Source organism: Promicromonospora soli (assembly GCF_014653785.1).
Taxonomy (GTDB): domain Bacteria; phylum Actinomycetota; class Actinomycetes; order Actinomycetales; family Cellulomonadaceae; genus Promicromonospora; species Promicromonospora soli.
This window is the reverse complement of record NZ_BNAS01000001.1, coordinates 382,405-404,951: the sequence shown is the minus strand read 5'-3', so window position 1 is coordinate 404,951 and position 22,547 is coordinate 382,405. Positions and strand designations below refer to the sequence as shown.

The following is a 22,547-nucleotide window of genomic DNA, read 5'->3' as shown; positions in this document are numbered from 1 at the left end:
GATGGCTGTCGAGCGGCACGGTCTGGTGGTCGACGTGGTCCCGGAGAAGCGCGAGGAGTACCTGCGCCTGCACGCCGCCGTCTGGCCGCAGGTCGAGGCGACCCTCCAGGCGTGCAACGTGCACAACTACACGATCTTCGTGCTGGAGAACACGCTGTTCGCCTACTACGAGTACACGGGCGTCGACCATGAGGCCGACATGGCGCGGATCGCGCAGGACCCGACCACCCAGGAGTGGTGGACGCACACCGATCCGTGCCAGACGGCATTCGGGCGGGACGCCAAGCCGGGCGAGCGGTGGCGGGACATGCAGGAGGTCTGGCACCTGTCATGACGCGCCACCTCATCGATGCCCACCTGCATCTGTGGGAGCTGGACCGCCACCCGCAGCCCTGGATCGACCCCGAGTCGATGAGCGAGATCGACCGCGACTTCACCGCGTCGGACGCCGCCGGCGAGCTCGGCAGGCACGGGATCGTGGACGCCGTGGTCGTCCAGGCCGACAACTCCCTGTCCGAGACGGAGGACCTGATCGCCGCCGCCGCGACCGGATCGGTGGTCAAGGCGGTGGTCGGCTGGGTCGACCTCCTCGGCGACGTGCCGGCGCAGCTCGCGCGCCTGCGCGGACTGCGCGGGGGAGCGGCGCTCGTGGGCGTTCGCCATCTCGCGCATCTCGAGCCGGACCCCGCCTGGCTGCTGCGGCCGGACGTGACAGCGGGCCTCACCGCGGTGGCCGAGGCGGGCCTGGTGGTCGAGCTCGTGGTGCGCGCGCACCAGCTCCGCGTGGTGACCGAGCTGGTCGACGCGCTGCCCGCGGCGTCGTTCGTGCTCGACCACCTCGGCAAGCCCCCGCTGCTGGCGGGAGGCGCGGAGCTCGAACGGTGGCGTACCGACCTCGCTGATCTCGCCCGGCACCCCAACGTGGTGGCCAAGGTCTCGGGCCTCGGGCTGGAGGCCGACCACCTCGGCTGGACCGCGGCCTCGCTGCGGCCCGCCGTCGACCACGCGCTGGAGACCTTCGGACCGGACCGGCTGATGTTCGGCTCGGACTGGCCACTGGTCCGGCTCACCCGCGGGTACACCGCCTGGTGGGAGACGTATCTGCAGCTCACCGCCGCGCTCGGCGCGGCAGGACAGAAAGCGATCGACCATGGCACCGCACGACGCACCTACGGGATTCCGAGTGCCTGAATCCGCTGTGCCTGAATCCGCGGTGCCGGAGTCGACGGCGCCCGAGCTCGACCGGCGCGAGGTCGGCCGCACCGGCCTGCGCCTGACCGAGCTCGGGTTCGGGGCGGCCAGCATCGGCAACCTCTTCCGGGCCACGAGCGACGACGAGGCGCGCGGCGCCGTCGAGCGCGCCTGGGAGCGCGGCATCCGCTCCTTCGACGTCGCTCCCCACTACGGGCTGGGCCTGGCGGAACGCCGGCTGGGCGCCGTGCTGCGCCGCTACGACCGGGACGAGTACGTCCTGTCGACCAAGGTGGGCCGCCTCATCGAGCCCAACCCGCACCCCACGGAGCTGGACGACGACGGGTTCGTCGTCCCCGGTGACCTGCACCGCGTCTGGGACTTCAGCGCCGACGGCGTCCGCCGCTCGATCGACGACTCGCTGAGCCGACTCGGCGTCGACCGGATCGACATCGCCTACGCCCACGACCCCGACCAGTGCCGCCCCGATGCCGCACGCACCGGCCTGGAGTCGCTGCGGCAGCTCCGCGACGAGGGGGTGGTGAAGGCCATCGGCGTCGGAACCAACAGCACCAGCCAGCTCGCCGACCTGCTGGACGACGGGCTGATCGACGTCGTCATGCTCGCCGGGCGGCACACCCTGCTCGAGCAGGGCGCCCTCGACTCCGTGCTCGAACCGGCCCGGCGCGCCGGGGCAGCAGTGGTCGCCGTCGGCGTCTTCTACTCGGGCCTGCTGTTCCGCAAGGCCCGGGTACCGGGCGCGAGTTACGAGTACAGCGGCAGCCCGGAGGCGCTGGTCGCCAAGTCCGAACGGATCGAGGCGGTCTGCGCAGACCACGGCGTCGCGCTCGCCGAGGCCGCGCTGGCCTTCCCGCTGCTGCACCACGCCGTCGTGAACGTGACGCTCGGGATGCGCGACGCCGAGCAGGTCGACACGAACGTCGCGCTCGCCGAGGCCGTGGTTCCCGATGCCCTCTGGCAGGACCTGGCCGCCCAGGGGCTCGTCGACGAACGCGCCGTGGCCTCCTGAGCGGTGCCCGAGGCGGCAGTCGCCATCGAGTAGGGGGACATCCCACCTCGGTCGGCGGTAGGCCCCATGGTGGGACGGCCCGCTCACCCGAATGCTGGCAGCACGACAACCATGGCCCCCCACCGGTACGACCTCGGCACCGCCCGGGCGGACGTGCACTTCTGGAACGCCCCCGTCGCGCGCCGCACCTGGCGCCGGTACGGGTTCCTGTGGCTCGTGCTGCTGCTCGCGCCGTTCGCCCTCGCGTACGGGGCCCGCATCGAGGGCAAGGACTACGTGATGAAGGACGGCGACGTGGTGGAGTTCCGCATCAACGTGTGACCTGGCGCGTCAGGGAGCGGGCGGGATGTTCTGGTTGAGCCGGAAGACGTTGTCGGGGTCGTACCGGCGCTTGAGCGCCGTGAGCCGGTCGTACTTCGCCGGCCCATATGCCTGACGAACCCGTTCCGTGCCCTCATCCATCAGGAAGTTGACGTAGACGCCGGAGTGGTATGGCGCGAGCGCCGACCAGCAGCCGCGCGCCCACTCACGTTCGGCGTCGAAGCCGTCCGCCGTGTAGCTGTTCCCGTTGATGTTGAACGTGAAGCCGGCGTCGCGTCCGTTGAAGGCGGTCTCGTTCTCGCCGACGCGGGCGACCGCTCCCCCCATCTGCCACAGACCGAGGGTCGTGATCGGTGACACGATCCGCCGACCGTGTTCGACCATGATGTCGATCACGTCGTCGGTGAGTTCGGCGACGTCGCAGGCCCGGACGTAGTACCACCAGCCGTGCGGGTAGCTGGCGTCGAACATCGACTGGTGGATCAGGTACGGCTTGGGCGCGCAGAGGTCGAGCAGAGGCCGGCCGAACGACGTGAGCGGGCGCATGACCCGTTCGCCGTCGTCCACGGTGCCTGCGTGACAGACCACCACGGCGATCAGGTGTCGGCCGACCAGCTCGTCGGGTACGACCGGAAGCGCCGGAGCCCGCCGCTGCACGACGATCGTCGTGAGCTCGTCCGGGCTGTCGGCGATCCAGTCGCGGTAGAAGCGCAGCACCTCCGGCGCATCCTCCATCGCCCAGAAGATCGGTCCCGCGAAGACCTCAGGTCCGACCGGATGCAGCCGAAACTCGAACTCGGTCACGATCCCGAAGTTGCCACCGCCTCCGCGGACGCCCCAGAAGAGGTCGGTGTTGTGTGTTTCCCCGGCGGTCACGAACTCGCCGTCGGCGGTGACGAGGTCGACCGACAGCAGGTTGTCGATCGTGAGTCCGTACTTGCGCTGGATCCAGCCGAGGCCCCCGCCGAGCGTCAGGCCAGCGACGCCGGTGTGAGTGACGATGCCGGCGGTGACCGCCAGGCCGAACTCCTGAGTCTCCCGGTCGAGCTCGCCGAGGAGCACGCCGGCCTGGACCCGAGCGGTGCGCGCGTCGGGGTCGACCCGGATTCCCTTCATCAGGGACAGGTCGATCACCATGCCGGCGTCACAGACCGAGTAGCCGGGGAAGCTGTGCCCGCCGCCTCGTACGGCAACCAGCAGCCCATGCTCCCGGGCGAACCGGATCGAGGACCTGACGTCCGCGACGCCGGCGCAGCGGGCGACAAGCCCGGGGTGCCGGTCGACCGAGCCGTTCCACACCCTGCGGTGTTGCTCGTATCCTGGCTCGCCGGGCCGGGTGAGCTCGCCGCGAAGGGACGTCGCGAGCTCGTCGACCGCGAGCGGATCAAGGGAGCCCTGCTTAGCGTGCCTGGTCAAGATGGTCATGTCTTGGAGTGTTGCCCCGGGGGCCGCCGCTGTCAGGAACCTGGGTTCCATCCCTGCCCAGGGACGAGCCGGGCCGGGTCGAGGATCACGATCCGGTCGCGCTCGGTCCGTAGCACGCCCTCCTGGCGGAGCTCCCGCAGCACGCGTACCACGACCTCCCGCACCGTCCCCGCCGCGTCTGCCAGCTCGTGCTGGCTGACCGTCACGACGATCTCGCTTCCGCCGTCACGCCCCGGTTCCCGCTGCGCAGCGAGCTCGAGCAGGTGCCGGGCCACCCGCTGCCGCACGGTTGCGAAGGCGCTGCCAGGGATCTCGTCGATGAAGCTCAGGACCCTCTCGCTGAGCTCGCGGAGAAAGACCGCAGCGACGCGGGTGTCCCTGGCGACTGCCTGACGAGCGACGGCCGGAGACATCCTCAGCAGTTCGGCGTCCACCAGGGCCTGCACCGTCGCCGGCATGATGAAGCGATCCGCGAACAGTGACACAACACCCAGGAGGGCGCCGGGCCTGCAGTAGCGGACGGTCATCGTGCGCCCGTCAGGGGCAGTGACGAAGACCCGTACGACGCCGGCGACAACCAGCTCGAGGTGCGGAGCGGGCTCGCCTTCCCGGTGGGTGACCCAACCGGCAGGTGTCTTGGCGCGCACCGCGCCGGCCAGCAGCCCGTCGAGGACGTCGGGCGGCAGGGCGTGCAGGTGCGACTTGACGACGGCCGCGCGCACGTCAGCGTCCACGCTCCGAACGATACGGACCTCAGATCCTCAGGGCCATGTGCGCTGCTGCGTCTCGCTCAGCGAGGCGATCGTCAGTCGCTCCAGCTCGGCCCAGGCGTCGGCGACCTTCGTACGCAGGGCGAGGCTCGCCTCGGTCGCCTCGATGATCACGGCACGGCGGTCTGTCGGCGACGGCGCGCCAGACGAGTCCGGCCCTCTCCAGGCGGGCGATGCTGCGCGCCATGGTCGGGGCGTCCGCACGATCGGCGCGGTCCTGACAAGGGCCACTGACCGCCCGGGCGCGCCACAGACCGCCCCTCCCACCCGGCCGACGCCGAACCCACCCCGTCACCCCCAGCCCCTCCGTTTTCCGACTGCCGGGCTGTTGGCTCCCGGCCCCCGGCCGTCCGGTTCCGGCCGCGCGCGCCCTCGGTCCCTGACCCTGGGCCTTTCGCTCTTGGCTATTGGCTGTTGGCTCCTGGTTGCCCGGGCCGTCCGCTGCTGGCCGCCAGGGTCCCCCGTGTGGCCGTCGGTGTCCTTCGGCGGGTCGGTCCGGAGTTCTACGGTTGCTCCAATTCGCGCACGCCGGCCCGTCCACGGTCCGTGACAGGAAGAGGGTCTCCCATGACCGCATCCGTCGGAGCGACGGCTCCGCCCCGGTCCGCGAGCGGCGGCTCGCTCGCGGGAGCCCGTCGGGTCACGGCCACCGTGTTCGCCGCCCAGGGCGTGGCGGTGGCCGCCGTTTCCACCACTGTGCCCGCCGTGGCGAACCATCTGCGGCTGTCGTCCCTGGAGATGACCGCCCTCACGATCGCCCTGACGCTGGCCGCGGGCGCTGGCAGCTTCGCGGGTCTGGCCGCCGTACGCCGCTCGGGTCCCGTCGCCGTCATGCGCGCGGCGGTGTTGACCGCGGCCGCGACCCTGCTGTCCGTGGCGTGGGCACCCGGCCGGGCCGCCGCCTCGGCGGCCTACGTCCTCTTCGGGCTGGCGCTGGGCGCCATCGACGTGTCCGTCAATACCCGCGCGGCCACCGTCGAACGGCACTACGGGCGCAGCATCCTCTCCTCCTTCTACGCCGCATGGAGCGCCGCGGGCGTGGCAGCCGCGCTGCTGACGGCGGGCGTCTCCCAGCTGGGCTGGCCTGTCCAGTACGTCCTGACCGCGCACGCCGTACTCGTGGCCCTCCTGGCGCTGACCGTCCGGCCCCAGGCCCTCGCGCCCGTGCCCTCCTCATCCAGCGACCGACCGGCGCCGGACGACGAGATCCAGGGTCGGCGGGTGTGGTCGCGGCTCGTCCCCTTCGGTGTCGTTCTGCTCGTCGCCTACGTCGTCGACTCCACGGTCTCGGCCTGGTCGACGGCCTACCTTCACCAGACGCTCGGTGCGTCCCTGGCCGCCGCGCCGCTCGCGTACGCGGCCTACCAGGCGGGCACGGTGACCGGCAGGGCGGGCGCCGACCTCATGGTGCGCCGGGTGGGGCAGGTGGCGGTGGTCCGCGCCGCCGCCCTGCTCACGGCCGCCGCCCTGGCCTCCCTGGCAGCGGCCCGGAGCTGGCCGTACGCGGTCGTCGCGGCATGCTGCGCGGGCCTCGGAGTCGCCGCCCTCACCCCGCTGTGCGTCGCCGCCGCCAGCCGGCTGCGACCCGGCGCCCCCGAGACGGTGCTGGCCCGGCTCAACGTCTTCAACTACGTCGGCGTGCTCGTCGGAGCCGGCGCGAGCGGGGGACTGGGGGCTACGGGCCACTTCCGCATCGCCTACGCGATACCCGCCGCCCTCGCCCTGGCCCTGGTGACCACCGCATGCTTCTTCCGCCCGACGGCACCCGGGCCGCCGCATGCGTGGACAACCCGCCGCCCGGGCTCGGCCCACGTCCTCCCCGTGGCCGTGGACAGAGGTCGTAGGCCCTGACCGCGATTTCCCGCCCGGCCGGACGTTCCCGGACGCTACGCGCCTCGACTCGGTTGATGGTAGGCGCTAACTCACCCTTTCTCGTCGCGCTTGTCATGGAAGCGTTAGTGACACCCGCGGCCCGTTCGGCGAGCCCTCTCTGGCCACGACCCGCGAGACGCAGGTGGAGATCGTCCGTCCGTCGGCTTTCTGGGTGGTGCTGAGAAAGACGTCGCGGTGGTCGAGGGCGCCGTCGACCGCCTCGACGTCGAGAAGGCACAGTCCGCACTCACCCTTGCGGCAGTCGTACATCAGGTCGATGCCGGCGCGGGTCAGTGCCCCGAGTATGGTCTCGTCGCTGCGGACGGTCGCCTCCACCGCTCGTTCGGGGATGGTGACCACGAACTCCTCGGGCTGGAACCAGCCGCTGCTGCCGAAGGTCTCGTAGCGCAGGTTGACCAGCGGCAGGGCCGCACTCTCCCAGGCCCGGCGCACGGCGTCCATCAGCCGGATCGGCCCGCACATGTAGAGCTCGGTGGCCCCGCTCCGCGGATGCCGGCCGATCGAGCCCACCAGCTCGGCCACGTCCAGGGGCGTCTGCTCGGCATCGATGTGGACGACCAGCCGGTCTCCGTGGAGGCCGGCCAGCTCGTCGAGGTACGCCATCCGCTCCCGGCTGCGGCCGGCGTAGACCAGCGTGTAGTCGTCACCCGCGCGACGCAGCGCCTGCGCCATCGCCGCCACCGCGGTGATGCCGATGCCTCCGGCCAGCAGCACGTGTCGTGCGGCGGCCACGCTGAGCGGGAAGTTCTGCAGCGGCTGCGTCACTGGGAGCTCGTCGCCCGGGACGAGGGTGTGCATGAAGGCCGAGCCGCCGCGGGACTGCGGCACCCGGAGCACGCTGATGGTCAGCTGGGAGCCGTCGTCGTCGGACTCGACGATGGAGTAGGACCGGACGTCGGTCGTGTCACCGACCGGCACCCGGACGTCGAGGTGGCTGCCCGGCGCTGCGCGGCCGCGTGCGGGGCGCTGGATGGTGATCCGCTGGACGTCCGCTGCCACCGGGGCGGTGGCGAGGACCCGGCCAGTGCTCCAGTCGGGCTGGGCGCTGGTGGTCATGGTGCCGACCCGACTGCCGACCCGGCTGCCGACCGGACGGGGGCGCGGTCCTCGGCCTCGAGCATCCGGTCGAGGATCCGCCGCACCCACATGCCGCCGGCGTCGATGTTGAGGCTGTAGAACTCGTGGTCGGGGTTGGCGTCGATCGCCGCCTGCTGTGCGGCCAGCATCGCCTCGTCCTCGGCGAACACGTTCCGCACGCTCTCGCGCAGCTGCGTGGTGATCAGCTGGCTGTCGAGCCGGTAGTTGCGCATGAAGGCCCAGAAGTAGTGGGACGTCCGGTCGGTCTCTGGGGTGATCGTGTTCATGACGTAGCCGTTGACGCCGTGGCTGCGGTCGCCCTCGGGCGCGCCGGTGCCGGCGGGGGCTACGCCGACGTCGATGCAGATCGTCGAGGGCGCGTAGTAGTGGATGATCTGCCAGCGGTCGACCCGACCTTCGAAGTCCGGGAACCGGTCGCGGATGTTCTTGCGCCAGAACGGCGGCGGCTCGACGTCGAGCATCCAGCGCTCGACGGTCACGCTGCCGTCGGACTCGAGCCGGGTCCGGAACTCCGACTCGCTGAGCTCCTCCTGGCCGATGCTGCTGCCGTGCACGAACTCCTCGTGCGTGAGGTCCATCAGGTTGTCGAGGATCAGCTGGTAGTTGCAGGGTGCGTGGATGGTCAGCCCATCGCCCGCCCACTCCGGGTGGTCCATCTGGTGCATGTCCGGGATCAGGTCCGGGTCGGCCAGGGTGCTGTCACCCGGCCAGACCCAGACGTAGCGGTAGCGCTCGACCGTCGGGTACGACGGCACCATCGCGCTCGGGTTGACCGTCTCCTGGGCGGGCATCGCCGTGCAGCGACCGGCGGAGTTGTAGCGCAGCCCGTGGTAGGGGCACTGCACCTCGTCGTCGCCGACGAGCTTGCCCATCGACAGCGGTGCGAGCCGGTGCCAGCACGCGTCGGCGAGGGCGACCGGCCGGCCGTCCCTGGTCCGGTAGAGCGCCATGGGCCGGCCGGCGACGGTGCGCGACATCAGGGCCTTGCCGGTCACCTCGTGGTCCCATGCGACGGCGTACCAGGCGTTCAGCGGGTGCGGGAAGATCTTGGCTGTCACCTTCCCGCTTGGCATCAGGTCGGCCATCAGGGGCTCCTTAGTCGGTGTGGCTGTCGTGCACCACTGTGCGAGCCGCACCACCATCAGGGAAGAACAGATTGATGATCACCCCCATCCAGGAGGTTTATGGTGATGGGGTGACCGGGCCGACCCTCCGCCACCTCGACGTCTACCTGCTTCCGACGCTGGCTCGGCCTTCATGCACACCCTCGTCCCGGGCGACGAGCTCCCAGTGACACAGCCGCCGCAGAACTTCCCGCTCAGCGTGGCCGCTGGCCTTGGCCGGCGTCGTGCTGGGCGTCGTCAAAGCGACGCCGCACGTCAAGCGCTGGTGGAGCGAGACAGCGGTGCCCGCCGGGAAGTCTGCTTGGAAGCGTGTCACCGGGCCGCGCGGGGCGAGTGGCCAGGTCGCTGCTGCCGCGTCATTCCCTGTGAGCCAGGCGACGCTCGTGGCCTCCGCCGCTGGGGTGGAAGTCGCGCTCGCAGAATCCAAGATCAGCATGAGCCGAGCCGAGTGGGAGCACCGCTTCCACGCGATGCTCGCGGCCGGGGCATTCAAGGACGAACAGCAGCGCATCCTGGCCAACGCTCGAATCGAAGACGATGACACCGCCATGGACGCGTCGAGCGCGATCGAGGAGCTGACCCCTCAGCAGTTTGCCGAGCGCCTCAAGCTGATGCTTGAGGCCAATCCCTCGTTGCTCGACGAGGAGACTTCGGCCGAGTTGGTAAGAGTCTTCGGCCCGCGGTCAATGCCATCCGACGACCCGGGCCTCCTGGAACTGGGGCGCTGACGACGCGTCGGTACGGCAGCCTGCGGTGTCGATGCCCCTCTACGTCGTCCGAAACACCCGCATGATCGTCGAATCGCTCACGTCGAACAGCGCCATCAGCTCGTGTCGGGCTGCCCGTCCGCGAACAGGCGTGCCTCGACCTTCTGCTCCTCGCCCTCGACCGTCCCGATGCCGTCCGGCGATCAGGTTCCAGTACTCGTCCTCCAGATCGAGCCACCGCTTCCTCCCTGCGGGTCGTGGTCGAGCAGAGGGCGACGAAGCGGAAGCGCACCTCACACCGAGAAGTACTTAGCCTCCGGGTGATGGAACACAAACGCATCCGTTGACTGCTCCGGATGCAGCTGTAGTTCGTCCGACAGCGTCACCCCGACCCGCTCCGGCCGCAGCAGCTCCACCACCTTGCGCCGGTCCTCCATCTCGGGGCATGCGGGATACCCGAGAGAGAACCGCGCCCCCCGGTACTCCAGCTTGAACATCCCCTCGACTCCGGCAGGTTCCTCGGAAGCAAACCCCAGCTCCGACCGCACCCGCGCGTGCCAGAACTCGGCAAGCGCCTCGGTGAGCTGCACCGACAGCCCGTGCAGCTCCATGTACTCCCGGTACTTGTTCGCCTCGAATAGCCGACCGGTGTGAGCAGACACCGAGTCCCCGACAGTCACCAGCTGCACCGGCAGCACATCAAACCGCCCGGTCTCCTCAACCCATGACCGAGGCCGCACGAAGTCAGCCAGACACAGATGCCGGTCCCGCCGCTGCCGCGGGAAGTGGAACCGCAGCCGTTCGGTCCCGGCAGCACCACCAGAGCCGCCATCGGGCGCCCCGATCCCCGCCAGGTCGCCGTGGTGCGCCACAACAACGTCGTCGCCGTCAGACCACACGGGGAAGTACCCGTAGACCACCGTCGGGTCCATGATCTGGTCGGTGAGGATCCGGTCCATCCACTCCGCCAGCCGCGGCCGCCCCTCGGTCTCGACCAGTTCCTCATACGAAGCCCCGTCCTCCGAGCGTCCAGGCTTCAGCCCCCACTGCCCCATGAACGTCGCCCGCTCGTCCAGGAACGCCGCGTACTCGCCGAGCTGCACGCCCTTCACGATCCGCGTACCCCAGAACGGCGGCTCCGGCACGGGGTTGTCAGCAGCGACGTCCGACCGCGCCGGCAGGTCCTCCTCAGCCGTCTGTGTAACCGTCACCACGCCATGCCGCCGCTTCCGCAGGGCCGGCAGCCCGACCTCGTCCGGCGACTCGCCCCGGGCAACGCGCACCAGCGGCTCCATGAGCCGCAGGCCCTCGAAGGCGTCCTTCGCGTACCGCACCACCCCAGGGAACGCCCCGGCGAGATCGTCCTCGACATACGTCCGGGTCAGCGCGGCCCCGCCCAGCAGCACCGGCCACCTCTTCTCCAGCCCCCGGGAGACCAGCTCCTCCAGGTTCTCCTTCATCACCACTGTCGACTTCACCAGCAGCCCCGACATGCCGATGACGTCGGCGTCGTGCTCGAGAGCGGCGTCGATCATGGCGCTCACCGGCTGCTTGATGCCGATGTTCACCACCTTGTAGCCGTTGTTCGTGAGGATGATGTCGACGAGGTTCTTGCCGATGTCGTGCACGTCGCCGCGCACGGTCGCCAGCACGATCGTGCCCTTGGTCTGGTCGCCCTCGACCTTCTCCATGTGCGGCTCCAGCAGCGCGACGGCGGCCTTCATCACCTCCGCCGACTGCAGCACGAACGGCAGCTGCATCTCGCCCTTGCCGAACAGCTCGCCCACCACCTTCATGCCCTCCAGCAGGTGGTCGTTGACGATGTCGAGCGCCTTCATCCCGCCGCCCAGCGCCTGCTCCAGGTCCGGCTCCAGGCCCTTGCGAGCGCCGTCGATGATGCGCCGGGCCAGGCGCTCGCCGATCGGCAGCGCGGCGAGCTCGGCTGCCCGCTGGTCCCGGATCGCCGCGGCGTCCACGCCCTCGAACAGGTCCAGCAGCTTGGCGAGCGGGTCGTAGACGAGGTTGCCCTCGTCGTCCCAGATCCGCTTGTCCCACACGAGGTCCAGCGCGGTCTGCCGCTGCTCGTCGGGGATCGAGGAGAGCGGCAGGATCTTCGCCGCGTGCACGATCGCCGAGTCCAGCCCCGCCTCGGTGGCCTCGTGCAGGAACACCGAGTTCAGCACCGCGCGGGCCGCCGGGTTGAGGCCGAAGGACACGTTCGAGACGCCGAGCGTGGTGTGCACGCCGGGGTAGCGGCGCGTGAGCTCGCGGATCGCCTCGATGGTCTCGATGGCGTCGCGCCGCGTCTCCTCCTGCCCGGTGGCGATCGGGAAGGTCAGGGTGTCGACGATGATGTCGTCCACGCGCATGCCCCAGTCGTTCACCAGGGTGTCGATCAGCCGGGACGCGATGGCGACCTTGTGGTCCGCGGTGCGCGCCTGGCCCTCCTCGTCGATCGTCAGGGCGACGACGGCGGCGCCGTGCTCCACCACAGCGGGCATGATCCGCCCGAATCGCGACGTCGGCCCGTCGCCGTCCTCGAAGTTCACCGAGTTCACCACGCCGCGCCCGCCCAGCAGCTCCAGGCCCGCGCGGATCACCGCGGGTTCGGTGGAGTCGATGACGAGGGGCAGAGTCGAGGCCGAGGCCAGCCGCGAGACCACCGCGCGCACGTCCTCGACGCCGTCGCGCCCCACGTAGTCCACGCACACGTCGAGCAGGTGCGCGCCGTCGCGGGTCTGGGCGCGGGCGATGTCGACGACGTCGTCCCAGCGGCTCTCCAGCATCGCCTCGCGGAACGCCTTGGAGCCGTTCGCGTTGGTGCGCTCGCCGATGGCTAGGAAGCTCGTCTCCTGGCGCAGGTCCGTGGACGAGTACAGCGAGGCGACGGCGTTCTCCCGCACCGGTTCGCGCGGTGCCACCGGAAGACCGTGCACGGCCTCGACCACCAGGCGCATGTGCTCCGGCGTCGTGCCGCAGCAGCCGCCCACCAGGCCAAGGCCGAACTCGCGCGCGAACTGCGTGTGCGCGGCCGCGAGCTCCTCCGGCGTCAGCGGGTAGGAGGCGCCGTTGGGCCCGAGGACCGGGAGGCCCGCGTTCGGCATGCACGTCACCGGGATCTCGGCGTGGTGCGAGAGGTGCCGCAGGTGCTCGCTCATCTGCTCCGGGCCGGTGGCGCAGTTCATGCCGATCGCGTCGATGTCCAGCGCCTGCAGCGCCACCAGCGCGGCGCCGATCTCCGAGCCCATCAGCATGGTCCCGGTGGTCTCCACGGTGACGGACACGATGATCGCGACCCGCTGCCCGACGTCGGCCATCGCCTGCCGGCAGCCCGTCACGGCGGCCTTGGCCTGCAGCAGGTCCTGGCTGGTCTCGATCATCAGCGCGTCCGCGCCGCCCTCGATCAGGCCGGCCGCCTGCTCCGCGAACGTGTCCCGCAGGTGCGCGTACGTGGTGTGCCCCAGCGACGGCAGCTTGGTGCCCGGGCCCATCGAACCCAGCACCCAGCGCGGCCGGTCCGGCGTCGTGTACGCGTCCGCGCGGGCGCGGGCGATCGCCGCGCCCTCCCGCGCAAGCTCGCGGATCCGGTCGTCGATGCCGTAGTCCGACAGGTTCGACCAGTTGGCCCCGAACGTGTTCGACTCGATGGCGTCCACGCCGACCTCGAGGAACGCGTCGTGCACCCCGGCGATCATGTCCGGGCGCGAGACCGTCAGGATCTCGTTGCAGCCCTCCAGGCCCTGATAGTCGTCCAGGGTCGGGTTCGCCTCCTGGATCATCGTGCCCATCGCGCCGTCGGCCACGACCACGCGCGTGCGCATGGCCTCCAGCAGGGCGGCGGAGCGTTCGCCGAGAGCGGGCAGGGCGGCGGGAAGAGCGGTCACACCGGCAGCGTAAGCCTTGCCCGGACGACGGCGCCGCGCCTGCCCGGAGGTCGGTACCGAGGGCGGCGTCGAAGATAGGTATCGTCCCCGCCATGACAACGCGCGACTACCTGGCCTCCCTGTTCTCCCTGGAGGGCCGCACGGCGGTCGTGACCGGCGGCAGCTCGGGCATCGGGCGGGCCATCGCCGAGGCGCTGGCGCAGGCCGGGGCGCGCACGGTGCTCGTGGCGCGCGGCGCCGAACGGCTCGATGAGGTGACGACAAGCCTGCGCGAGCGCGGCTGCGCGGTCGAGCCCGTGGTCGCGGACCTCTCCACCCGCGACGGCATCCGCGCCGCCGCCGACGGGATCGTCGCGGCCGCCGGCGAGCCCGACATCCTCGTGAACAGCGCGGGCATCAACCTGCGCCCCCACATGAACCAGCTCGACGAGGCCGTCTGGGACACCACCATGACCGTCAACCTCGAGGCACCGTTCCTGCTCGGCCAGCGGTTCGGGCCCGGCATGGCGGATCGGGGCTTCGGCCGCATGATCCACATCTCGTCGCAGCAGGCGCACCGGTCGTTCGTCGACAGCGGCGCCTACGGCGTCTCCAAGGGCGGGCTCGAATCGCTCGCCCGCTCCCAGTCCGAGGCCTGGTCGGCGCGCGGCGTCACCGCCAACACCCTCGTGCCCGGCTTCGTGCTCACCCCCCTGAACCAGCGGCTCCAGGACGACGCCGAGAAGGTCGCGGCGCTCGCGGCCCGCACCACGGTGGGCCGCAACGGCGTGCCCGAGGACTTCGCGACCGCCGCGATCTTCCTGGCGAGCGCCGCCTCCGGCTACGTCACGGGCCACTCGCTGTTCGTGGACGGCGGCTTCTCGGTGCACTGACCCTGCCGGCCGCTGTGCGGTGGGTAGGCTCGCGCGGTGAGCGCTGATTTCCCGGGACTGGGCACCATCATCAATGTCGGGGCGATCGTCGTCGGTTCGCTCCTCGGAATGGTCGTGGGGCACCGGCTGCCCCAGCGCACCCATGCAGTGGTGACCGACATCCTCGGCCTCGTGACCCTGCTCGTCGCCGCGCTGTCGGCTGTCGCGGTCACGGACGCCGCATTCGTCGCCGCGACAGGCTCCGGCGCCCCCGTGCTGATCGTGCTCGGGTCCCTGCTGATCGGCGGCATCGCCGGCTCGTTGCTGCGGGTCGAGGCACGCCTGGAGGGTCTGGCCGGCACGATCCAGGGCTGGCTGGCCAGACGCTCCGGCGCGCGCGCCTCTCGACACCATCTGCTGATCGACGAGACCGAGACGGGGCAGGACCACGCGGCCCGCGAGCGCTTCATCGAGGGGTGGCTCACCGCGTCGCTGCTGTTCTGCGTGGGGCCGCTCGCCATCCTCGGGTCGCTGTCGGACGGGCTCGGTCGCGGCATCGACCAGCTCCTGCTGAAGTCCGTCCTCGACGGCTTCGCGGCGCTGGCGTTCGCGTCCTCGTTCGGCGTCGGCGTGCTGCTGTCCGCGGTGTCGGTCGCCGTCGTCCAGGGTCTGGTGACGCTGGCGGGGGTGCTGCTCGGGTCGGTGCTGCCGGACGCGCACATCGCCGCGCTGACGGCGACCGGCGGCCTGCTGCTGGTGGGCATCGGCCTGCGGCTCCTGCACATCAAGCAGGTCCCCGTGGGCGACCTGCTGCCGGCACTCCTCGTGGCGCCATTCCTGACCCAGCTGGTGATCGCGTTGCGTTGACCTCAGGGGGTAAGACCTACGCAGCCGGGTAGGTAACGGAGACGTAGCAATGCTCCCTGTCCGTTACCCACCCGGCTGCGTAGGTCTTACCCCCGACGAGTCGAGCGGCCGGACGGTTCCCGGCGAATGGCAGCGCCCGATGGCGGTCGGGCTTGTACCAGCACCGAGAGCATCACCCGCAAAATCCCGTGCCCGACGGCGCCCCCGCGCATAGCGTGGCGGTATGTCCAAGCCTGTGTCCGGCCTGTTCGCCGTGTCCGAGTCGCCGCGACCGTCGATCGCCGAGCGCGCTGCGGCACCCAGCACCCTGCCCGTCCCGAGGGCGGGCGGCCTCACCTGGCGCGCCTGGACCCGCCAGGACGTCCCCGCGCTGGCGGCGCTCATGCACGCGGCCGAGCAGGCGGACGGCCGCGACTGGTTCACGTCGCCCGGCGAGGTAGCCGAGACGTTCGACGCCCCGATGTTCGACGCCGCCGCCGACACGCTCGTGGGCCTGGACAGTGACAGTGTGATGCGGGCGTACGCCCACGCCGAGCGGTTCCCCACCGACGGCGTCACTCTCCTGCGTGCCGCCCTGTCCGGCGGCGTGCACCCAAGCCGCCGCGGTGAGGGCATCGGCACCGAGCTGCTCGCCTGGGCGACTGGACGCGCGCGGCAGGCGCTCGCTGCGGCGGACGCTGATCCGCGGCTGAGCCGCCTGCCCGGGCGGATCTCCGCGCACATCGAGGACGGCGACCCTGCCGAGCGCCGCGACCTGCTGCGCGCCGGCGGGTTCGAGCCCATCCGGTACTTCGCCAACCTGATGCGCGACCTGAGCGTGCCGGTGCCAGCGATCGGCCTGGAACCGCCGCTGCGCCTGGTGCCGTGGTCGGACCCCCTGGAGGATGCCGCACGACTGGCCCGGAACGACGCCTTCCGCGACCACTGGGGCAGCCAGCCCCGCACGCCCGAGTCGTGGCGGGCGTTCCGCAGCTCGTTCGCGCCGCAGTGGTCGTTCCTGGTGGTCGACGAGTCGGTCGAGTACGAGGGGTCCGAGCAGGAACAGCCCGGGGACGGGACCGTCCCGCCCGGCACGCAGTACGTCGTGGGGCTGCACCGGGCCGGACGGTACGAGCACGACTGGGAGTCGCAGGGGTACACCGCGGGCTACACCGACCTGCTGGGCGTGCGCCGCGCCTACCGCGGCCGCCGTATAGCGGCGGCGCTGCTGACCCACGCGATGCACGCCTTCGCCCACGACGGAATGCAGCACGCCGAGCTCGACGTCGACACGGACAACCCGACGGGGGCGCCGGCCCTGTACGCGCGGCTGGGCTACACGAAGAACGCCGGCTCCGCCGCTTACACGATCGAGCTCTGAGGAATAACCCATGACTGCCGAGACCAACACCCTTCCCCCGATCACCGAGCGCGCCGCCCCGCCGGCGACGCTCACCGTCCCGACGGCGGGCGGCCTCACCTGGCGCGGCGCCACCCGCGACGACGTGCCGGTGTGGCTGGCGCTGCGTCACCACATCGCCCGGGCCGACGCCGAGCCGTACGTCGAGACGTTCGAGGAGATCGACGAGCTGTTCGACGGGGAGTGGCGCGACATGTCCACGGACTCGCTGCTCGGGTTCTCCACCGATCCGGCGGACGACGGCGCGCTCGTCGCCTGGGCCCAGATCGAGTGCCCGCCGGGCGACGTGACCGAGGTCCGCGCCTTCTGCTGGGGCGGCGTGCGTCCGGACCGTCGCGGCGAGGGCATCGGCCGCGAGCTGCTGGCCTGGGAGATCGGCCGCGCCCGGCAGATGCTGGCGGCGTCGGGCAAGGACGTGCCCGGGCGGGTAGCCGTGTTCGCCGAGGACGACGCGCCCGCCTCCAAGCACCGGCTGTACGAGCGGGCCGGGCTCGAGGTGCGCCGCTACTACTCCGACCTGGCGCGGCCGCTCACCGGTCCGGGCGCGCAGCCGGTGCCGGACGTGCCGCTGGCCGGGTCGCTCCGGCTCGTGCCGTGGTCCACGGACCTGGACGAGGCCACGCGTCTGGCGCACAACGACGCCTTCCGGGACCACTGGGGCAGCCAGCCGCAGACCCACGAGCAGTGGACGCAGCGCGCCGGCTTCGCGCCGGAGTGGTCCACTCTCGTGATCGACTCCGCCCCCGACGTCGACGCGCTCCTGGCCTCGCCGGACACCGACGACGCGACGGCCGCGGCCCTGCGCGCGGGCGAGCCGCTCGTGGTGGGCTACCAGATCGCGGCCCGGTACACCGAGGACTTCGCGGTGCGCGGGTACTCGTTCGGGTACACGGACATTCTCGGCGCGCGCCGCGCGTACCGGGGTCGCAAGGCGGCCCTCGCGACGCTCGCCGCCGGCATGCGGGCCTTCGCGGCCGACGGTATGGAGTACGCGGTGCTCGACGTCGACACGGCCAACCCGAGCGGCGCCAACGGCCTGTACGCGAGCCTGGGCTACACCAAGACGACGGGTTCGAGGATGTACTCGATCGAGCTCTGAGCCCGTTCTACTTCGCCAGGCGCTGGCGGCGGGCCTCGTAGAGCACCACCGTCGCCGCGTTCGCGGCGTTGAGCGAGCTCGCCGAGCCCGACATCGGGATGCTCAGCGAGACGTCGGCGACCTCGCGCCACGCGTGGGTCAGGCCGCCGGTCTCGTTGCCGACCAGGAGCAGGACCGGCTGGGTGAGGTCGTAGCCCGAGACGTCGGCGTCGCCGCCCTCGTCCGTGGCGACGACGACAACGGGGACGCCGGCGGCGCGGCGCGCGTCGACCCACGCCATGACCTCGGCCGAGGAGGGGGTCCGCACGACCGGCATCGCGAAGAACGAGCCCGTCGTGGCCCGCACGGACTTGGGGTCGTAGGCGTCGGCGGCGTGCCCGGTCACGATCACGCCGTCGGCGCCGAACGCGTCGGCGGAACGCACTATCGCGCCGATGTTGCCCGGCTGGGTGGGGCGGTCGAACACGACGCCGAGGAAGTCCGGGCCCGCCTCGATGCGGTCCAGGTCGTCGGGCCGCATGGCGATGACGGCGAGCAGCTCGGTGTCGTCCTTCTCGGCGAGCTCCGCCAGGAGGTCGGGCGCCATCTTCACGTGCTCCACGTGCGGGTAGGCCGCGAGCAGGTCCCTGGCCCACCGCGAGAGGTGGCGCTCGGCGTCGTACAGGAGGGCGCGGACCTCCCAGCCGTGCTCCACGGCCATGGTGATCGGGCGCACCCCCTGGACGATGAACTCGGCGGCCCGGAACCGCTTGTTGCGGTTGGTGAGCAGGGTCTGCAACTGCTGGAAGCGCGCGTTGCGCGCGGAGATCCGGATGGCCACACCCCTATCCAACACCGTTCCCGCCCGGCGGCGCGGCTCAGTGCGCCAGCAGCTTCTCCATCGCCGCGCGGGCGCGCTCCGAGCCGAACAGCTTGGCCGACATGGCGACGGCGTCGTCCACGCGCTCGTCGAAGCGGGCCAGGGCGTCCGCGTTGAGCAGCTCCTTGGTGGCGGCCAGCCCCTGCGGGTCGCCCGTGGCGAGGCCGCCCAGCACGGTCGTGACCTCCTTGTCGAGGTCGTCGAGCGGGACGGTCTGGGTCACCAGGCCCCAGGCGGCGGCCTCGGCCGCCGTGAACGGCGCCCCCGTGAGGAACGTGCGCGACGCCGCCCGCGGCGTCATCCGCGGCAGCACCGCCAGCGAGATGACGGCGGGCGCGAGCGCGAGGCGGGCCTCGGTGAAGGCGTAGGTGATCTTGTCGGCGCTGATCGCGACGTCGCACGCGGCGACCAGCCCGATCCCACCGGCCCGGACCGGCGCGTGCACGCGCGCCACCACGGGCTTTGGCAGGGCGAGGATCGTGCGCAGCACGTTCGCGAGCTTGCGTGCGGACTCGGTCATCCCGTCGGCCAGGGCCTCGGTGAGGTCGGCGCCGGAGCAGAACGCGGTCCCGTTGGCTGCGAGAACCACGGCGCGGACGTCGTCGTGCGCGGCGCGGTCGAGGGCGGCCTGAAGCTCGTCGAGCAGGGCGAGCGAGAGCGCATTGCGCCGCCGGGGCGAATCGAGCGTGATCCGGGCGTAGGGCGCGGACGGCGCGTCGGGCCGCTCGAGCGCGACGACGTCGTACGCGACCTGTTTCTGGCTGGGCATCGGGAAGTCCTCCGTGGGGCCTGGCGCTGCAAGGTTAATGGTGGTTAACCTCAGTGATATGCGCAACATGCATACCTCACCAGAGAACCCCGAGCACACCAAGCTCCGGGACGCGGTACGGGAGTTCGCCGACCGCGAGATCGCGCCCCACATCGCCGGATGGGACAGGGACCAGCGCCTGCCCGTCCAGGTGGTGCACCAGATGGGGGAGCTGGGCCTGTTCGGCCTGACTGCCCCGGAGGAATACGGAGGGTCCGACGTCGGGCTCACCGGACTCAGCATCGCCGTCGAAGAGATCGGCCGCGTGGACCAGTCCGTCGGCATCACGCTCGCGGCCGGCGTCGGCCTCGGGATCGGAACCCTGCTCGCCTTCGGTACCGACGACCAGAAGGACACCTGGCTGCCGGATCTCGTGGCGGGGCGCCGCCTCGGCTCGTTCGGCCTCACCGAACCCGGCGCGGGCAGCGACGCCAACGCAATGACCACCACCGCGGACCTGGTCGACGGCGAGTGGGTCATCAACGGCGCCAAGCAGTTCATCACCAACTCGGGAACGCCCATCACCAGCGTCTGCGCCGTCGCCGCGCGGACCGGCACCCGGCCGGACGGCAGCCCCGAGCTCAGCGCCATCCTGGTCCCCAACGACACCCCGGGGTTCGTCGTCGAGCCCCTGCACGACAAGATGAGCTGGCGCGCCTGCGACGTCCACCCGCTGCGCTTCGAGAACGTGCACGTCCCTGAGGCGAACTTGCTGGGCGAGCGGGGCAACGGGTTCAAGCAGCTCATGATCTCCCTCAACACGGGCCGCGTGGCGGTGGCGGCGCTCGCGACCGGCTGCATCCAGGCGATGCTGGAACGATGCGTGGAGCACGCCGGTGTGCGCCCGACGTTCGGCGGGCCGATCGGCCGCAAGCAGGGCGTCGCGTTCCAGATCGCCGACATCGAGGTCATGCTCCAGGCGAGCCGCGCGCTCACCTACCGGGCGGCCGCGCTGAAGGACGGCGGGGCCCCGCTCGACGAGTTCCGGAGGGCGTCGTCGGTCGCCAAGCTCTACGCCACGGAGTCCGCCGTGACGGCCACGCGCATGGCGGCGCAGGTGTTCGGCGGCTACGGCGTCATGGAGGACGGGCCGATCGCCCGCTTCTACCGGGACGCGAAGGTGCTGGAGATCGGGGAGGGCACCTCGGAGCTCCAGCGCATGCTCATCGCCCGGGGGCTGGGCCTCCCCGTCGAATAGGTCAGGGGAGCAGGGCCGCGCGCGCCATGCGGGTCAGGAGGGACCGCATGGCGTCGCGGCCGATGCGCGCGCTGTGAGGGGTCGAGTTCAGCAGGCCGAACGCCGCCTGCACCGCCGCCCGGGCCTGCCCCGCCGACAAGTCCGGGCGCAACGGCCGCAGCGCGTCGCACCACACCTCGATGTAGGCGAGCTGCCGCTTGCGGACCTGCGCGCGGGTGTCGGCGCCGAGCGCGCCCCACTCCCGCTCCTGCACGACGATCAGGGCGGGGTTGTCGAGCGCGAAGTCGGCGTGCCGGGCGATGAGGGCCTCCAGGGCGCCCTCGGGCACGGCGTCCTCCAATCCCGGCCCGACGGCGGAGCTCATCCCGCCGTCGGACAGCAGCTCCCGCGCCCCGGCCAGGAGCTGGTCGGAGGCGTGCATCAGGCACTGCCCGAGGATGTCCTCCTTGCCCGCGAAATGCTTGTACAGAGCGGGACCGGAGACGCCGACGGCCGCGCCGATGTCACCCATGGAGACGCCGTGGAAGCCACGGGCGGCGAACAGGTCGGCTGCCGTGCTCAGGATCTGCTGCCTGCGCGGAGTCACGGGAAGCAGTCTAGGAGTGTGGTCGGCCGGGGCGCCGCCCGCGCTCAGCGGGCCAGGGCAGGCTTCCGCAGGGCGGCGGGCAGCAGCGCCGCGTGCGCGTCGAACAGCTCGTCGGTCATCGCGCGGATCTGCTCCAGCGTGCAGTGCGCGGAGGTGAGCGGGTCCATCGCCACGGCATGGTGCACGTGCTCGACGTCGCCGGTGAGCGCCGCGCGGACGGCGAGCGTCTGCACGTTGACGTTGGTGCGGTTGAGCGCCGCGAGCTGCGGGGGAAGGTCCCCGACGCTGGTGGGCTGGATGCCGTTGGCGTCGACCAGGCACGCCACCTCGACGCACGCGTCGTCGGGCAGGTTCGTCACGACCCGCCCGGCGTTGGGCACGTTGCCGTACACGACGGCGGGCACGCCCGTGACGACGGCGTTGACTATCGACGCCCCGTACTCGACGGACGGGCTCAGGTCCGCCTTGAGGCGCTCGAGCTGCTCGTCGACGTCGCCCTGCTCGTCGTGCGCGGCACAGATCTCGTAGTAGTCCCAGCGCTCCGGGATGTACTCCGCGGTCGTCACGGCGTCCTTGCGGAAGTACGGCACGTACTCCGACGCGTGATGGCTCGACTCCGTCTCGAAGTAGCCGAAGTGGTTCATAAGCGTCGTGCGCACCTGCTCGTTGCCGCCCTCGTAGTTGCTGGCCGCCAGGGCCTCCTCGGAATGGTCGCCGTCGTCGGCCAGGAGGTCCGCCGCCGCGCGGCCCGGCCGGTGCCGGTCCGCCATCACCTCGCGCAGCCGCGGGTAGAGGTCCTCCGTGCCGCGGCGGAACTCCAGGACCCATGCCTGGTGGTTGATGCCCGCGCAGCGAAAGGACACCTCGTCGTACGGCACGCCGAGCGTGCGCGCGAGCATCCGGGTGGTGCCCTGCACGCTGTGGCAGAGCCCCACGCAGCGCAGCCCCAGCGCGTTGAGGTACGCCGTCGCCATGGCCATCGGGTTGGCGTAGTTGATGAATTGAGCGTCCGGGCACACGTCCAGGGCGTCGGCGGCGATGCCCTGGTAAGCGGTGACCGAGCGCAGGAAGCGGAACACGCCGCCCGGCCCCACCGTGTCGCCCACGGTCTGGTCGACGCCGTAGCGACGCGGGATCTCGACATCGTGCCGGTAGGACTCGACGCCGCCGACCTGGAACGTGATGATCACGAAGTCGGCGCCACGCAGGGCCTCGCGCCGGTCGGTCGTCTGCTCCACGACCGTCGGTAGGCCGTGGTGGGCCACCAGCTCGCGGGTGGCCGTCGCCACCCGGTCCAGGCGCGCGCCGTCGACGTCCATGAGGCTGAGGGTGGCGCCGCGCAGCGACGGAAAGCTGAGCAGGTCGCCGATGAGGCGGAGCGGGAAGACGAAGCCACCGGCGCCGATGATGGTGATCTTGGGGGAGGAAGCCATGCTG

At 71.4% G+C, this 22,547-nt stretch carries 21 protein-coding genes; 11 read left to right on the top strand and 10 right to left on the bottom strand.

The features are described from left to right. The first annotated feature begins 1 nt into the window (after nt 1). The 4 genes from IE250_RS01820 to IE250_RS24305 all read left to right on the top strand — a co-directional run bounded on the left by IE250_RS01820 (nt 2) and on the right by IE250_RS24305 (nt 2,542). On the top strand, nt 2-334 hold the full coding sequence (locus IE250_RS01820; RefSeq protein WP_189668280.1) for an L-rhamnose mutarotase: 333 nt from the start codon (nt 2-4) through the stop codon (nt 332-334). Beyond that, complete coding sequence (locus tag IE250_RS01815) at nt 331-1,191, top strand: amidohydrolase family protein (protein ID WP_189667552.1); 861 nt, start codon at nt 331-333, stop codon at nt 1,189-1,191. The genes IE250_RS01820 and IE250_RS01815 overlap by 4 nt, the downstream gene beginning before the upstream one ends. Nucleotides 1,192-1,198: 7 nt before the next feature. Beyond that, the gene (locus IE250_RS01810; RefSeq protein WP_229872050.1) at nt 1,199-2,221 is read left to right on the top strand and encodes an aldo/keto reductase; all 1,023 of its coding nucleotides are present in this window, start codon (nt 1,199-1,201) and stop codon (nt 2,219-2,221) included. A gap of 111 nt (nt 2,222-2,332) precedes the next feature. Continuing rightward, nucleotides 2,333-2,542, top strand: coding sequence for a DUF933 domain-containing protein (locus IE250_RS24305; protein ID WP_229872049.1), 210 nt, complete (start codon nt 2,333-2,335; stop codon nt 2,540-2,542). A 9-nt stretch (nt 2,543-2,551) separates the two neighbouring features. Here IE250_RS24305 and IE250_RS01800 read toward each other — a convergent pair whose 3' ends face one another. Genes IE250_RS01800 through IE250_RS24760 form a run of 3 tightly spaced genes read right to left on the bottom strand, consistent with a single transcriptional unit; the run spans nt 2,552 to nt 4,851 of the window. Then, on the bottom strand, nt 2,552-3,967 hold the full coding sequence (locus tag IE250_RS01800; RefSeq protein WP_189667550.1) for an FAD-binding oxidoreductase: 1,416 nt from the start codon (nt 3,965-3,967) through the stop codon (nt 2,552-2,554). Between the two features lie 32 nt (nt 3,968-3,999). After that, nucleotides 4,000-4,701, bottom strand: coding sequence for a Crp/Fnr family transcriptional regulator (locus tag IE250_RS01795; RefSeq protein ID WP_189667549.1), 702 nt, complete (start codon nt 4,699-4,701; stop codon nt 4,000-4,002). Between the two features lie 27 nt (nt 4,702-4,728). Next, the gene (locus tag IE250_RS24760; protein ID WP_268247765.1) at nt 4,729-4,851 is read right to left on the bottom strand and encodes a hypothetical protein; all 123 of its coding nucleotides are present in this window, start codon (nt 4,849-4,851) and stop codon (nt 4,729-4,731) included. Between the two features lie 453 nt (nt 4,852-5,304). Here IE250_RS24760 and IE250_RS01790 point away from each other — a divergent pair, with 453 nt between their 5' ends. After that, entirely contained in the window at nt 5,305-6,588 is a 1,284-nt protein-coding gene (locus IE250_RS01790; RefSeq protein ID WP_229872048.1) for an MFS transporter, read from the top strand. A gap of 93 nt (nt 6,589-6,681) precedes the next feature. On the opposite strand, the gene IE250_RS01785 is transcribed toward IE250_RS01790, so the two are convergent. After that, nucleotides 6,682-7,686 (bottom strand): PDR/VanB family oxidoreductase, encoded by a 1,005-nt coding sequence (locus IE250_RS01785; protein ID WP_189667548.1) that lies wholly within the window; start codon nt 7,684-7,686, stop codon nt 6,682-6,684. After that, on the bottom strand, nt 7,683-8,813 hold the full coding sequence (locus IE250_RS01780; protein ID WP_189667547.1) for an aromatic ring-hydroxylating dioxygenase subunit alpha: 1,131 nt from the start codon (nt 8,811-8,813) through the stop codon (nt 7,683-7,685). Before IE250_RS01780 ends, IE250_RS01785 begins: the two co-directional genes overlap by 4 nt. A 251-nt stretch (nt 8,814-9,064) precedes the next feature. On the opposite strand from IE250_RS01780, the gene IE250_RS01775 reads away from it, so the two are divergent. Next, nucleotides 9,065-9,580 (top strand): hypothetical protein, encoded by a 516-nt coding sequence (locus IE250_RS01775; RefSeq protein ID WP_189667546.1) that lies wholly within the window; start codon nt 9,065-9,067, stop codon nt 9,578-9,580. A gap of 272 nt (nt 9,581-9,852) precedes the next feature. Here IE250_RS01775 and metH read toward each other — a convergent pair whose 3' ends face one another. Further along, nucleotides 9,853-13,380: a methionine synthase gene (gene metH / locus IE250_RS01770; RefSeq protein ID WP_229872171.1), complete on the bottom strand. Its 3,528-nt coding sequence runs from the start codon at nt 13,378-13,380 to the stop codon at nt 9,853-9,855. Between the two features lie 155 nt (nt 13,381-13,535). Between metH and IE250_RS01765 the strand changes: the two genes are divergently transcribed. The 4 genes from IE250_RS01765 (at nt 13,536) to IE250_RS01750 (ending at nt 17,659) form a co-directional block, all read left to right on the top strand. Beyond that, complete coding sequence (locus IE250_RS01765; protein ID WP_189667544.1) at nt 13,536-14,315, top strand: SDR family NAD(P)-dependent oxidoreductase; 780 nt, start codon at nt 13,536-13,538, stop codon at nt 14,313-14,315. A 36-nt stretch (nt 14,316-14,351) separates the two neighbouring features. Further along, entirely contained in the window at nt 14,352-15,161 is an 810-nt protein-coding gene (locus IE250_RS01760) for a DUF554 domain-containing protein (protein WP_189667543.1), read from the top strand. Nucleotides 15,162-15,384: 223 nt separating this feature from the next. Continuing rightward, nucleotides 15,385-16,521 (top strand): GNAT family N-acetyltransferase, encoded by a 1,137-nt coding sequence (locus IE250_RS01755; protein ID WP_189667542.1) that lies wholly within the window; start codon nt 15,385-15,387, stop codon nt 16,519-16,521. A gap of 10 nt (nt 16,522-16,531) precedes the next feature. Next, on the top strand, nt 16,532-17,659 hold the full coding sequence (locus IE250_RS01750; RefSeq protein ID WP_189667541.1) for a GNAT family N-acetyltransferase: 1,128 nt from the start codon (nt 16,532-16,534) through the stop codon (nt 17,657-17,659). A 7-nt stretch (nt 17,660-17,666) separates the two neighbouring features. On the opposite strand, the gene IE250_RS01745 is transcribed toward IE250_RS01750, so the two are convergent. Then, nucleotides 17,667-18,479 carry a TrmH family RNA methyltransferase gene (locus IE250_RS01745; protein WP_189667540.1) on the bottom strand — a complete coding sequence of 271 codons (813 nt, stop codon included), beginning with the start codon at nt 18,477-18,479 and terminating at the stop codon, nt 17,667-17,669. Nucleotides 18,480-18,516: 37 nt separating this feature from the next. Beyond that, nucleotides 18,517-19,287: an enoyl-CoA hydratase-related protein gene (locus IE250_RS01740; RefSeq protein ID WP_189667539.1), complete on the bottom strand. Its 771-nt coding sequence runs from the start codon at nt 19,285-19,287 to the stop codon at nt 18,517-18,519. Between the two features lie 67 nt (nt 19,288-19,354). On the opposite strand from IE250_RS01740, the gene IE250_RS01735 reads away from it, so the two are divergent. Then, nucleotides 19,355-20,524, top strand: coding sequence for an acyl-CoA dehydrogenase family protein (locus IE250_RS01735; protein ID WP_189667538.1), 1,170 nt, complete (start codon nt 19,355-19,357; stop codon nt 20,522-20,524). A 1-nt stretch (nt 20,525) separates the two neighbouring features. Here IE250_RS01735 and IE250_RS01730 read toward each other — a convergent pair whose 3' ends face one another. Both IE250_RS01730 and melA read right to left on the bottom strand, forming a co-directional pair. Next, nucleotides 20,526-21,110 carry a TetR/AcrR family transcriptional regulator gene (locus IE250_RS01730; RefSeq protein ID WP_189667537.1) on the bottom strand — a complete coding sequence of 195 codons (585 nt, stop codon included), beginning with the start codon at nt 21,108-21,110 and terminating at the stop codon, nt 20,526-20,528. A 44-nt stretch (nt 21,111-21,154) separates the two neighbouring features. After that, nucleotides 21,155-22,543 (bottom strand): alpha-galactosidase, encoded by a 1,389-nt coding sequence (gene melA, locus IE250_RS01725; RefSeq protein WP_189667536.1) that lies wholly within the window; start codon nt 22,541-22,543, stop codon nt 21,155-21,157. Nucleotides 22,544-22,547: the final 4 nt, after the last annotated feature.